Raw genomic sequence first — 13,187 nt, 5'->3', positions numbered from 1 at the left:
TTTGAATGTCCGTTCAATCAATATTGCAGAAATAGCGCTTGATTTCAATGCACGGATGCGCTCATGATGAAAGAAAGCCGGCAAGCTTGGAGCGCAACCAGCAAAGCGCGCTCCGCAAAAATTGGGAACAGGCAGCCGGCCCGGTCAATGGGAGCATCATGGCGGAACAGTTCGAGCCAGCAACCGAGATCACGCCCGGGTCGCTGCAATGACGGTAGCTGCCGAAGGGGTGCCCACGCGACCATGACGCGAGCAAGGCGAAACGCCCTTCTGCAGTCCGAATCCGTCCAGGGCCTTGCCCTGATCAGCCCGACCTTGGTCTACGCTTTGATCCTGCTGCTGGTGCCGATCCTGGTGGTCTTCGCCCACTCCTTCTGGACGCAGAACTACCTCACCATCGACCATACATTCACGCTGGAGAATTATCGCATCGCGCTGACCGAGCCGATCTACCGCGATCTGCTCTGGCGCTCGCTCTACATTTCGCTGACGGTGAGCTTTTTCACCGTCATCCTCGCCTATCCGATCGCCTATTTCATCTCGTTCCATGGCGGTCGCCACAAGAGCCTGTGGCTGTTCCTGATTACCATCCCGTTCTGGACCAGCTATCTCCTGCGCGTGATGTCATGGAAAGTCATCCTCGGCTATAATGGCGTGCTGAATTCCGGCCTGATGGGCCTCGGCATCATCGACGAACCATCGACCGCGCTACTCTACAATTCCAGCGCCGTCATCATCACGCTCACACACGCCTGGGCGGCCTTCGCCATCCTGCCGATCTTCGTTTCGCTCGAGAAGGTCGACCGCACCTTGGTCGAGGCTGCCACCGATCTTGGCGACGGCCCGCTGCGCTCCTTCCTGCGCGTGACGCTGCCGCTGTCGGCGCCGGGCGTCATCTCGGCCGCTCTCATCGTCATGATCCCCACCGTCGGCGACTACGTCACCCCAAGGCTGGTCGGCGGCAAGGATGGCGTGATGATCGCCAATGCCATCGAGTCGCAGTTCCATAAGGCCTCCAACTGGCCACTCGGCGCGGCATTGTCCGTGACCACCATGCTGGTCGTGACGCTGATGGCGGGCGCCACCGTGCTCATCATCCGCGCGCTGCAGAGGCTGGCGCGATGACGGCGAGGCGGCGCCTTTTTCCCGGCGGCTGGCTGTCCGCCTACGCCTTCCTCTACGTCGTCTTTCTCTATCTGCCGGTGATCTTCCTGCCGATCTTCTCGATCAACACCACGCCGACGCCAAAATTTCCTCTCACCGGCTATACGCTGAAATGGTACCAAGACCTGCCGAAGACGCCGGCGCTGCTTGACGCCGCCTGGAACAGCCTGATCGTCGGTATCTCGGCATCGGTGCTGGCGACGCTGCTCGGCATCCTCGCCGCCCGCTCGATCACCCGCTACCGCTATCCCGGCCGCCGCACAATCAATGGCCTGATCATGGCGCCGCTGGTGCTGCCGGAAATCATCCTCGCCATCTCCATGCTGCTGGTCATGCTGCAGTTAGGCCTGAGCCTGTCGCTGTTCACCGTCGTGCTCGGCCATGTCCTGATCTGCATTCCCTATTCGATGACGGTGCTGACCGCCGGTTTCGAGGGCTTTGACCGCAGCCTCGAAGAAGCCTCCGCCGATCTCGGCGAGAGTGCCTTCGGCACCTTCCGGCGGGTGACGCTACCGATGGTGGCGCCGGCGATCATTTCCAGCCTCCTGGTCTGCTTCACCATCTCGCTCGACGAGTTCGTCATCGCTTTCTTCCTGACCGGCACCGAGACGACGCTGCCGATCTATATCTGGGGCCAGTTGCGCTTTGCCGCCAAGCTGCCGGGTGTGTTGGCGCTGGGCACGCTGCTGCTGGTTGCCTCTTTCGTTTTGATGACCGTTGCCGAGATCCTGCGCCGCCATGCGGCCAGACGCACCCAGAGCGAGGGAGGCCTCTATGCCTGAGCAGTCCCGGGCCGAACGGCCTCAGGATGAGCCATCCAAGCAAGATAATTCCGAGCGGGCCCAATCTGATCGACCCCAAACCGACCGGGCAATGATCGAAATCCGCAGCGTTACCCGCAGCTATGGGGCGTTCAAGGCGCTCGACGACGCCTCGCTGACCATCAAGGAGGGCGAGTTCTTTTCGCTGCTCGGCCCTTCCGGCTGCGGCAAGACCACGCTGCTGCGCATGATTGCCGGTTTCGACAACCCGACCAGCGGCTCGATCTCGGTCGGCGGCCAGTCGATGGAAGGCATCCCGGCCAACCGCCGGCCGACCAACATGGTATTCCAGAGTTATGCCATCTTCCCGCATCTCAATGTCGAGCAGAATGTCGCCTATGGGCTGAAACGGCTCAGGCTGGGAGGAACGGAAGAAAAGCGCCGCGTCGAGGAAGCGCTGGCGCAGGTGTCGCTCACCGGCCTCGGCAAACGCCTCGCCACCGAGCTTTCCGGCGGCCAGCGCCAGCGCGTGGCGCTCGCCCGCGCCTTAGTGATGCGGCCCAAGGTGCTGCTGCTCGACGAGCCGCTGTCGGCTCTCGACAAGAAATTGCGCGAGCAGATGCAGGTCGAACTGCGCCGCCTGCAGCAGGCGGTCGGCATCACCTTCGTGCTGGTCACCCATGACCAGTATGAGGCGCTCGCTATGTCCGACCGCATCGCCGTAATGTTCGGCGGCAAGATCGCCCAGGTCGCCTCGCCCAAGGAAATCTACCAGCGGCCGGTCAACCGCCAAGTCGCCGATTTCCTCGGCGGCATGAATTTCGTAAAAGCGCAGATCATAGAGGAGAATGCCGCCTCGCTGGTCGTCGACACGCTGGGCTTCGGCCGCGTCAGGACCGACAAGCCGAAGGCCTTCATGCGCAATGGGGGCGGCGCCACTCTGGGCATCAGGCCGGAGCGATTGCGCGTGCTGTGGGACAATGCGACGGCGAAATTCGAAGTGGCCGGCAAGGTGGTCGAACGCCACTATTTTGGCGAGATCACCCACCTGATCGTCGAGATACCCGGATTGGAAAAGCCACTGTCGGTCACCGAGACCAACGACTTCGGCGCCGACGATATCCCCGTCGGCACGTCGGTCCGCCTCGGCTACGATCCCGAGGCCCTGGTGGCGATGGCGGACTGAGCATGATCCCGAAAAGTGGGAACCGATTTTCGGAATAAGATCATGCTCCACTAAGAATTTTAAGTTCCGTCGCGATCTGTTTGGCTGCGATCCGCCCCATCACGATGGCGCCTTCGACATAGCCCGGGAATGACGGCGACAGTTCCGACGATGCGAAATGAACAGGATCTGCGCCGGCACGGATCGTGCGCTCGGCATCCCGTGCCGTCACATCGACAATAAGGTCGCTGTAGGCGCCGCCGCTCCAGCGGTCATCGATCCAGTCGCGCTGGCTGAAATCGACAATGTCGGCCGCCTCCGCGCCAAGGGCATCAACGAGCCTTGCCGTGACCTCCGCACGCAACGCCGCGTCCGCGAGCGGACGCCAATGCAAGGCCAGCGGTCCGCCGACGAAGACGACCAGCGCGGCATGTTGCGCATCCTTGCTGGCGTCACAGGCGAACAGGCCCGGCAGGTCGCGCCACATCACCATGCCGCACAGGTCGCGCTCGCGCCAGAACGGCGTGGGATAGCGCACCAGGATCTTGATCACCGCACCGCTTTCCCAGACGCCGAGCGCCTTTGCGAGAGCCGGCGGCAGAGCGGGCGCGAAATCCAGCTTCGCGGCCGTCGCCGGCGGCAGCGCGACCAGCACTCTTCGCGCTTCGATGGCGCTGCCTGCCGAGACGGCACGAACCCCTTGCGGCCCGTGCTCGATGCGCGTAACCGGCTCGTTCAGCCGAACGCTATCGCCGAGATCTCCCGCCATGTCCTCGGCCAGCGACTGCATGGTTTCGAGCAGCGAATATTGCAGCTCGGGCACCTCGTTGGTGATGCGGCGGTCATTGTCGATGAGGTACCACAGCGGCACCTTGTCCATCGCCAGGCACCACAGGCCTTCGATCATCGAGCGGAAAGCCGTCTTGGCGTCAGTGGGATCAGGCTGGCGTTCGAGCCAGGCGGCAGCGCTCATGCCGGCGATCGAGGGATCGTCCGGCTCGATCGCATTCATCCGCTCGCGGATTGCGATCGCGCCATGATAGGTCCGTTCGGCCTCTTCGACCGACAGCGATGGATGGGTGATGAAATCGCCATTCACATAGGTTTCGACGAAGGCCTTGCCACGGGACGCGGCCAGCGCCGTCACCTCCGGCATGTCTTCGCAGAAAAACTGGCCGCCGCTGTCGATGCGCTCGCCAAGCCCGTTGCGAATAGCCTCGACCCTGCCGCCGACGCGGTCGCGTGCTTCGAGCAGCACGACATCGATGCCGGCCTTTCTCAGCTCAAGCGCAGCCGACAGGCCCGTGAAACCGGCGCCGACGATGACGACATCGGTTCTTTCAGTCCTGTCGCTCAATAGCCGGCCTTGATCTTCTCGAATTCCGTGACCATGCGCTGCTTGAGCTCAGGCGGCACCGGCTGCTGGAACAGCGTCTTGTCCAAAAACTTGTCGAGATTGTCGAAGCCACGGTCGCTCAGCACCTGATGGTCGATCGCGGCCATCCCGGCGCTGTTGCCGTGGCCGTAGCCGAAGGTCTTGACCAAGTAATCGGACACGGCATGCGCGTTGACCGCACTGAGGAAATCATAGGCCTGATCGAGCTTGCCCGGCGCATCCTTCATCAGCACATAGCCGCACACCCAGGTGGATATGCCTTCCCTGGTGTCGCGGTTCATGGCGATCGGCATGCCTTGGCCCTTGAGCGTCACGAAGGTCTCATTCCAGCCCCAGACGAGGTCGACCTCATTGCCGGTAAAGGCCTGGTTGAGGTCGGTGTCGTCGGTCCAGTAAAAGCGGACGTTCTTGTGGACGTCACGCAGGAAGGCGGACGCCTCCTGGAACTGCGCGTCGGTCATCTTGGTCCAGTCCTTGAGGCCGATGACCAGGCTGGCCAGCGCATAGGCGTCATCGACATTGTCGCCGATGGTGACGCGGCCCTTGAATTTGGGATCGGCGAAAATCTTCAGCGACTGCGCTTCCTCCGCCGTGACCTTGTCGGTGCGGTAGAGCAGCGAAGTGTTGCCCCAGTCGAACGGCATGAACCAGGCCTTGCCGTCGGCGGTGACGGCGAGATCCTTCATCGCCATGATGCCGGGATTGAGATCCTGCCAGCCGGCGATCCGGGAGGTGTCGAGCGGCTGCAGAATGCCGGCCGCGCGCCACTTGGTCACGCTTTGCGAGCAGGGGTGGGCGATGTCGGCCTTGAAGCCGGCGCGCATCTTCTGGAACGCTTCCTCCTCGTCGCCGAAGAAAGCAAAGGTCGGCTCGGCGCCGTATTTGGCGGTGTAGTCGGGGTGCAGCAACGGATCTTCATAACCCGACCAGTCGAACACGACGAGGTCTCCGCCGCCTTCGGCATAAGCAAGCACGGCGCCTGCGCCGACCGTAAGGGCGGCAGCAAGAGCAAGGCGGCGAAGCATGGAATTCATGGCGCGAAACTCCTCATCGCGAAAAGCGGCCGGGCGACGTTACGGAATTTCAGCGGCCTTGGCGAGACCGTCTGCCCGGCGCACTGACAGGCAGACGGAGGAAGCCGGACAGAGCTTTTGTACCCCGCCTTGATCTTCTCGAATTCGGCGATCATCTTGAGCTTGAGCGACGACGGCACGGGCGATTGGAACAGGGTCTTGTCGACGAATTTCTGCACATCGTCATAGCCCTTTTCTTTCAGGATCGCCGGGTCGACGCCGGCCATGCCCTTGGCGTTGGCCTGGCCATAACCCCAGTCCTTGACCAGCACCTTGGCGGTCTCGGGATCGTTGATCGCGTTGAGGTAGTCATAGGCCTTGTCGACATTGCCGGGTGCGTCCTTGAACAGCACGTAGCCGCAGACCCAGGTCGAGATGCCTTCGTCCGTATCCTTCTTGGACTTGATCGGCACACCGGCAGCGACGGATTGTACCGTGGCATCGTTCCATGCCCAGGCGAGATCGACCTCGCCGCCGCTCAGCAACTGGACGACGTCCGTGGTATCGGTCCAGTAGGAGCGGACATTCTTGTGCACCTGGCGCAGGAAGTCGGACGCCTGCTTGAACTGGTCGTCCGTCATCTTGGTCCAGTCCTTGAGCCCCATGGCAAGGCTGGCCAGCGCATAGGCGTCGTCGACATTGTCGCCGATCGAGACCCGCCCCTTGAACTTGGGATCGGCGAAGGCCTTCAGCGACTGCACATCCTTCGCGTCGATCTTGTCGGAGTTGTAGGTGAGCTGGGTGTTGCCCCAGTCCCACGGCATGAACCAGGCCTTGCCGTCCGAAGTGGTGGCCAGATCCTTCATCGCCATGATGCCGGGATTGAGATCCTTCCAGCCGGTGATCCTCGAGGTGTCGAGCGGCTGCAGCAGCCCCGCCTCGCGCCACTTTGTCACGCTCTGCGAGCAGGGATGACCAAGATCGGCCTTGAAGCCGGAGCGCACTTTTTCGAAGGCTTCGTCCTCGTCGCCGAAGAAGGCGAAGGTCGGCGAGTCGCCGTTCTTCTCGACATATTTGGGGTGGAAGCTCGGGTCCTCATAGCCGGACCAGTCGAACACGATCAGGTCCTTGTCGGCGGGGACCGCAATCGCCGCGGCCGAACCAGCCAGCGTCGCCGTCAGCGCCAATGTCAGTGTCAGGCGTCGGGCTATTCTTTTCATGCTGTTCCATCCTCTTTGTTTCTGATTGTTCGCTCCGGCTTGGATCCGCCGGTTGTTGTCAACGTCCGCTGTCCGGCGGGTAGTGCTTCGGAAAGGCGGCCGACAGGAATTCGTTTGCCGCCTGTAGCGCGCTCTCACGGGTGACGTCCTCGGTCCCCATCATCAGCCGCAGCCACAAGCCCTCCAGCATGGCGCTGAGCGCCAGCGCCATGACCTGCGGCTCATAGCCATAACCACCGCCCTGCTTGAGCGTGGCACAGAGGTCGATGAAGATCTTCTGGTAGGCCGCGTCGCGCGCGCCGCACAGCGCCTGGTAGGTCGGCCGCGACTTGGCCTCGCCCCAGAACGCGCACCACGCCGCGAGCTTGCGCTTGTTGCAGATCGAACGGTCGAAATCGGCGGCGACCAGCGCCCGCAGCTGCCGGGCTGGATCCTCGCCGGCCTTGGTCAGCGCGACGCGCCAATGCGCCGCATATTCGTCGGCCATATAGGCCAGGGTGGCGACGAGCAGCTTCTCCTTGCTCTCGAAATGGAAGTTGACGATGCCGCGCGACAGGCCGGCGCCGTCAGCGACATCGGCCATCGTCGTTTCCGAATAACCGCGCTTGGCCAGCGAATCGATGGTCGCTTCGATCAGCTGCTGTTGCCTGACCTCCTTCGACGCCTTGCGGCCGCGTTTTTCCGGCTCGGTTTTTCCAGACGTGTCGGAGGATCGCTCTTCGCGCGCTGCAGCTTTCATCGGTGCCGTCATGCTCCACATTGCCGGCTATCCCACCACAGCCGGCTTCCACCCGCGAAGATGAGTGGGACGGTGCTCGCCACTGTCAAGCACCTTCTGCATGGCTTCCCAGGTCTTGATGTTCTTGTCGACATAGGCCGCTCCGACCGCGACTGCCGCCGTCTCGTAGAGCGGGCCTTTCAGCCTTTCCAGCTCGCCGCGTGCGACCTCGCGGTACCAAGAATTGCGGTCCTTCACAGTGACATCGGCAAAGCCGGCGCTGCGCATCGCTTGCGCATAGCGTGCCGGCGAGGCCATGGCGAAGGACAGGCCTTCGGCCGCGACATAGGCCTTCATCTCAGATGACGGCTCGCCGTCATGGCCGATCAGCCAGTCGGAGGCGGCAAGGACGCCGCCCGGCTTCAGCACGCGGAAGATTTCCGCAAACAGCGCGTCCTTGTCGGACACGTGCACCAGCGCATCCTTGGAGAAGACGACATCGAACGAAGCGTCGGCAAAAGGCAGCGGCCCCGGCGGCGCCTGGACGAAGCTGGCGCGGTCTGAAAGCCCTCGTGCAGCGGCATGCTTTCTGGCCGCCTCGATCACCGGCCGCTCGATGTCGAAGCCGGTGGCATGAGCAGCACCGTGGCGCTCCACCAGATGCAGCGCGATGCCGCCGGAGCCGCAGCCGATGTCGAGGATCGTCTTGCCCCTGAGCGACAGCCCTTCGACCACCCGGTCGACCTCGTCTGGTCCGCCCGGCGACAGATAGCCCTCGCCCCACGCGCCTCGAGGAAGCGGATCGCGGCGTCGTCATATTCCGGCTCGCCATCTGCCGTTTCGATCATCAGACCTTAAGTCCCGTCAGCCGAATTGCGCAGGTTCGAATGCCGGCAAAGCGTAGCGTATTAACAGGAAAACGCAATATCATTTGTTGAACATTCATTCAGAACGGCTGGACAGAATAGCCGCTGCCGTGCCAAATTCCGCGCATTCGGCGACAAATCACGCGAAAATGAAGGGTCGAGCACCATGAAGGCTGGGCGCGAATGAAAGCTTGGGATGCGATCGTCATCGGCGGCGGACACAACGGCCTGGTCAACGCCTGCTATTTGCAACGCGCCGGGCTCGACGTGCTGGTGGTGGAAAAGAACGACTGGGTCGGCGGCGCCGCCACCAGCCGCGAGTTGACGCCGGGCTTCCTCTACTCCAACTGCTCCTATGTCTGCTCGCTGTTTCGCCCCGAGATCATGCGCGACCTCGAACTGCCGCGTTTCGGCTTGCAGGTTATTTCCTATGAAGGCGGCGCCGTGTTCACCCGCGACGGCGACTACCTCGCCAATTACCGTGACCACGATGCGCACCGGCGCGAATTCGCCCGCTTCTCCAGGCGCGACGCGGAGGCCTATGACCGCTATTCGCGCGACGTGACGCGGCAGTGCCGTTTCATCCAGCCGCTGCTGATGCGCACCGCACCGGACCCGGCCAGTCTCAAGCCGCGCGACCTCGGAGAGCTTCTCTATCTCGGCAAGAAATTCGTCGGCCTGTCATCAGAAGAAATGGCGCTGACGCTGCGCTTCTGGACCATGTCGATCTCGGAATTCCTCGACGAATATTTTGAGACCGATGTCATCAAGGCGAACTTCGCTTTGTCCGGCATTATCGGTACCGCGCTCGGGCCGATGTCGCCCGGCACAGCCTACGTGCTGCTGCACCATTATATGGGTGAGGTCGACGGCTCGGTCGGCGCCTGGGGCTATGCGCGCGGCGGCATGGGCGCCGTCACCAAGGCGCTCGCCGCTTCATTCAAGGCGTCCGGCGGCGCTATCCGCACCGGCGCCGAGGTCGACCATGTGCTGGTGAGCCGAGGCAAGGCCAAGGGCGTGGTGCTGGCCGGCGGCGAGGAGGTCTACGGCAAGCTCGTCGTCTCCAACGCCGACGTCAAACGCACATTCCTGAAACTGGTCGAGGAGAAGGAACTGCCCGACATTTTCCTGCGGCGGGTCAGGAACTTCAAGATCCGCGGCTCCTCCGGCAAGGTCAACATCGCGCTGGATTCTCTGCCGGAATTCCCGGCACTGCCGAAGGATTCACCCGTTTACCGCGGCGACATGCATTTCACCGATTCCATGGAGCGCATGGAGCGCGCCTATGACGACTGGAAGGCCGGTCGCTGGTCGGCCGACCCATTCCTCGACATGGTCATCCCAACGACGCTCGACCCGACCATGGCGCCGCCGGGCAAGCATTTCATGAGCTGCTTCGTGCAGTACGCACCGCCCAAGGTGAAGGGCCAGGTCTGGACCGATGCCGACCGCGACGGTTTCGCCGAAAGCGTAGTTGCGCAGATCGCCGAATACTCGCCAGGCTTCCGCGACCGCATCGTCCATATGGAGGTGCGCACGCCGCGCGAGATCGAAGCCGAGGTCGGCCTCACCGAAGGCAACATTTTCCAGGGCGAGCTGACCTTCGACCAGCTGCTGTTCAACCGCCCGGTGCCGGGCTACGCACAATACCGCTCGCCGGTCGGCGGGCTCTATATGTGCGGCTCCTCGACACATCCCGGCGGCGGCGTCATGGGCGCACCCGGCCGCAATGCGGCAGCCGAGATCCTGCGCGACCTCGCCAAATCGACCTCCCATATGAGCCCGGCCCATGACGTCATTTGATGCCATCATCATAGGCGGCGGCCATAACGGCCTTGTCGCTGCCGCCACTCTAGCGAAAGCCGGCCGCAAGGTGCTGGTGCTGGAAGCGGCCGGCGATGTCGGCGGCGCGGCGCGCACCGAAGAGTTTGCGCCGGGTTTTCGGGTCTCCTCGATCGCGCATGTGCTGAACCGCCTGCACCCCGACGTGGTGAAGACATTGGAGCTGGAGAAACACGGGCTGCAGGTCACCCGCGCAGACTTCATTCCGTCGGTCGCCTTGGCGAGGGACGGCCCGCCGCTTGTCCTGCATGGCGCCTATGGCGAAGTGCTGACCGGCTCCACTCCGTCCGAGCAGTCCGCCTGGAAGGAATTGCGCGCGCAACTCATGCGCTATGCCGGCATCCTGAAACCGTTCCTGTCGCGGCGCCCGCCCGATCTCGGTGGCATGTCCCTGCTTGAAACCGCAGCGCTCGGCCAGACGGCCGTGGCGCTGAAAAAGCTCGGCAAGGAAGACATGCGCGACTTCCTGCGCGTTCTCCTGATGAACGTCGCCGACCTGCTCGACGAGCAGCTTGCCGATATCAGGCTGAAGGGCCTGCTTGCCTTCGACGCCACGCTTGGTAGCCATCTCGGCCCGCGTTCGCCGACCTCCCTGCTCGGCCTCTACTATCGGCTGGCCGGCGAGACCGGCGGTGCGGCAGGGGCACAGATGCTGCCGAAAGGTGGCATGGGTGCGGTCGTCGCCGCGATCCGCGCGGCGGCGGAGAAAGCCGGCGTTACCATCCGCACAGCGGCCTCGGTGGCAAAGATCATCGTCGAGAAAGGCCGCGCCGTCGGTGTCGCGCTCGACAGCGGCGAGGTGCTGCGCAGCAGAACCATCGTCGCCGCCATCAACCCGGCGACCACCATGCTCGGCCTGGTCGGGTCACGCGAAATCGACACCGGCTTCGTGCGCAAGGTGAAGAACATCCGCATGAAGGGCGATGCGGCCAAGCTCCATCTAGCGCTAGACCGGCCCCCACAATTCACCGGCGTCGACGCCGCCAGTCACAAAGGCCGGCTTGTCATTGCCCCCTCGCCCGACCATGTCGAGCGGGCCTTCAACCCGTCCAAATATGGCGAGTTTTCGCCCGAACCGGTGATGGAAACCACGCTGCCCTCACTTGCCGATCCGTCGCTCGCACCTGCCGGCGCCTGCGTGCTGTCGGCGGTGGTGCAATACGCGCCCTACGCTCTGAAAGAGGGCTGGGACGCTGGCAAGCCGAAATTCCTCAGCGCTGTCATGGCGCAGCTCGAAGCCTACGCCCCCGGTATCAGCAAGTCCGTGCTGCATGCCGAGCTTTTGACGCCAGCCGATATCGAAGCCAACTACCGCATGCCGGGCGGCCATTGGCACCACGGCGAATTGCAGGCCGACCAGATGTTGATGTCGCGGCCGGTCTCCGGCTGGTCGGGCTACGACACGCCGATCGAGGGGCTGTTCCTGGCCGGCGCCGGTTCGCATCCAGGCGGCGGCGTTTCGGGTGCTCCCGGTTTGAATGCGGCGCGGCGCATCATAGCGACGAAGGGATGACCGGATGTTTCAGCCAGTCAACGCCGCACTCTACGGCGAAGGAATGTCGTCATGACGAGTCCGATCAACAACGCCGCCCGCACCACAGCGCAGGGCCATTTCCGCACCTTGCGTCTCGGCACGCCGTTCCAGCCGCGCATCGATGCGGTGGCCAAAACTCAGGACTGGTACAATTGGGCCGGCTATCGCGCGCCGCATTCGCTGTGGGACGAGGAACTCGAATATTTCGCCATCCGCAGCCAGGCGGCTTTGTTCGACATCTCGCCGATGACCAAATACCGCATCGAGGGGCCGGATGCCGAAGCCTTCCTCGATCGCGTCACGCTGCGCGATGTCACCAAGCTGAAACCCGGCCGCGTCCACTACACCGCATGGTGCGACGACGAAGGTTTTGTCCTCGATGACGGCACGCTGTTCCGGCTGTCGCCGACCCGCTTCCGCCTGTGTTCGCAGGAGCGGCACCTGCCCTGGCTGCTCGACAGCGCCATCGGTTTCGAAGTGACCGTCGAAGAAGAGACTGAAAGCGTCGCTGGTCTCGCTCTGCAAGGCCCAACCTCCTTCGCCGTGCTGCGCGAGGCCGGCTTTGCCGGCGTTGAAAAACTCAAAGTGTTCGATCTCGCCGAGTTCCCGCACGATGGCGGCACTATCACCATCTCGCGCACCGGCTTCACCGGCGATCTCGGCTACGAACTGTTCGTGCCGGCCGAAAAAGCGCTCAGCCTCTGGGACCGCCTGATGACGGCAGGCGAACTGCGCGGCATCCGCGCCATCGGCTACGCCGCCCTCAACCGCGCCCGGCTGGAAGCCGGCCTCATCGTCGCCAATGCCGACTTCACCACCGCAGACCATGCCATTCGCGCCGACCGTCTGCGCATGCCGGACGAGATCGGTCTCGGCTTTATGGTCGCCCTGGGAAAAGGCCATTTCAATGGCCGCCGCGCCATCCTCGAAGCCCGTGCCAAACGCAAGCTGCTTTACGTGCTGGTCGGGTTGGAGATCGAAGGCAACATCCCGGCCGAACACGCCATCGTCTATCACAAGAAGCATCAGGAGGTCGGCCTGGTCAACGCCGCCATGTGGTCGCCGATGGCCAAGCGCAACATTGCCATCGCCTCGCTGACGCGTCCCTATGGTGATACGATGGTGGAAGACCTCTGGGTCGAGATCTACGCCATGCGCGAGTTGCAGTACCAGAAGCTGATGAAGCGGGCCAAGGTGGTGGCCCGTCCTTTCATCAAGCTCGACCGCCGCACCGCCAATCCGCCGGCGGATTTCTGATCATGGCCGACGAACCGGATGATGAGACGGAAGCCGCCGAACAGTGGCAGCTGGTCAACACGCCGCTCGGCGAAAAATGGTCGGGTCGTACCCGCTATGCCGCCGCCATGTACTTCTACAAGCGCGGCGAAATGAGCGCCGAGACGCTGGAAGTCTACCGCATCTGCGCGCGGCTGGACTGGGAGAACCCGCTGCCGATGATCAGGGATCGCGGCGGCCAGGATTGGCTGAAGCGCATGGGCGCTTAAGCC

The 13,187-nt window shown here is 63.2% G+C and carries 12 protein-coding genes; 7 read left to right on the top strand and 5 right to left on the bottom strand.

The features are described from left to right. The first annotated feature begins 243 nt into the window (after positions 1-243). From X751_RS140405 to X751_RS140415, 3 genes are all read left to right on the top strand, one after another. Positions 244-1,125, top strand: a complete 882-nt coding sequence (locus X751_RS140405) for an ABC transporter permease (RefSeq protein ID WP_023745793.1) — start codon at positions 244-246, stop codon at positions 1,123-1,125. After that, positions 1,122-1,946, top strand: a complete 825-nt coding sequence (locus X751_RS140410; RefSeq protein ID WP_023745792.1) for an ABC transporter permease — start codon at positions 1,122-1,124, stop codon at positions 1,944-1,946. Before X751_RS140405 ends, X751_RS140410 begins: the two co-directional genes overlap by 4 nt. Before the next feature lie 91 nt (positions 1,947-2,037). Continuing rightward, positions 2,038-3,111: an ABC transporter ATP-binding protein gene (locus X751_RS140415; protein WP_023690124.1), complete on the top strand. Its 1,074-nt coding sequence runs from the start codon at positions 2,038-2,040 to the stop codon at positions 3,109-3,111. Positions 3,112-3,151: 40 nt separating this feature from the next. Here the strand turns inward: X751_RS140415 and X751_RS140420 are convergent, their stop codons facing one another. From X751_RS140420 to X751_RS01000000164140, 5 genes are read right to left on the bottom strand one after another with little or no spacing between them, the layout of a single operon-like run. Beyond that, the gene (locus X751_RS140420; RefSeq protein ID WP_023745791.1) at positions 3,152-4,447 is read right to left on the bottom strand and encodes a flavin monoamine oxidase family protein; all 1,296 of its coding nucleotides are present in this window, start codon (positions 4,445-4,447) and stop codon (positions 3,152-3,154) included. After that, complete coding sequence (locus X751_RS140425) at positions 4,444-5,520, bottom strand: extracellular solute-binding protein (RefSeq protein ID WP_023690122.1); 1,077 nt, start codon at positions 5,518-5,520, stop codon at positions 4,444-4,446. The genes X751_RS140420 and X751_RS140425 overlap by 4 nt, the downstream gene beginning before the upstream one ends. Beyond that, positions 5,517-6,719, bottom strand: a complete 1,203-nt coding sequence (locus X751_RS140430) for an ABC transporter substrate-binding protein (protein WP_023745790.1) — start codon at positions 6,717-6,719, stop codon at positions 5,517-5,519. Before X751_RS140430 ends, X751_RS140425 begins: the two co-directional genes overlap by 4 nt. A 58-nt stretch (positions 6,720-6,777) precedes the next feature. Then, the gene (gene betI, locus X751_RS140435; protein ID WP_023690120.1) at positions 6,778-7,458 is read right to left on the bottom strand and encodes a transcriptional regulator BetI; all 681 of its coding nucleotides are present in this window, start codon (positions 7,456-7,458) and stop codon (positions 6,778-6,780) included. Between the two features lie 27 nt (positions 7,459-7,485). After that, entirely contained in the window at positions 7,486-8,172 is a 687-nt protein-coding gene (locus tag X751_RS01000000164140; RefSeq protein WP_245265822.1) for a class I SAM-dependent methyltransferase, read from the bottom strand. A gap of 314 nt (positions 8,173-8,486) precedes the next feature. Between X751_RS01000000164140 and X751_RS140440 the strand changes: the two genes are divergently transcribed. The 4 genes from X751_RS140440 to X751_RS140455 are packed head-to-tail and all read left to right on the top strand — an operon-like array spanning position 8,487 to position 13,184. Continuing rightward, positions 8,487-10,106: an NAD(P)/FAD-dependent oxidoreductase gene (locus X751_RS140440; RefSeq protein ID WP_023745789.1), complete on the top strand. Its 1,620-nt coding sequence runs from the start codon at positions 8,487-8,489 to the stop codon at positions 10,104-10,106. Beyond that, a complete protein-coding gene (locus X751_RS140445; protein ID WP_023745788.1) occupies positions 10,093-11,658 on the top strand; it encodes an NAD(P)/FAD-dependent oxidoreductase in 1,566 nt (521 codons plus the stop codon). The genes X751_RS140440 and X751_RS140445 overlap by 14 nt, the downstream gene beginning before the upstream one ends. 51 nt (positions 11,659-11,709) lie before the next feature. Further along, positions 11,710-12,936 carry an aminomethyltransferase family protein gene (locus X751_RS140450; protein ID WP_023745787.1) on the top strand — a complete coding sequence of 409 codons (1,227 nt, stop codon included), beginning with the start codon at positions 11,710-11,712 and terminating at the stop codon, positions 12,934-12,936. 2 nt (positions 12,937-12,938) lie between these two features. Then, positions 12,939-13,184 carry a hypothetical protein gene (locus tag X751_RS140455; protein WP_023690115.1) on the top strand — a complete coding sequence of 82 codons (246 nt, stop codon included), beginning with the start codon at positions 12,939-12,941 and terminating at the stop codon, positions 13,182-13,184. Positions 13,185-13,187 lie beyond the last annotated feature (3 nt).

Source organism: Mesorhizobium sp. LNJC394B00, assembly GCF_000502555.1.
Taxonomy (GTDB): Bacteria; Pseudomonadota; Alphaproteobacteria; order Rhizobiales; family Rhizobiaceae; genus Mesorhizobium.
The sequence above is the reverse complement of the archived record's forward strand: the minus strand, read 5'-3'. Positions and strand labels throughout refer to the sequence as shown.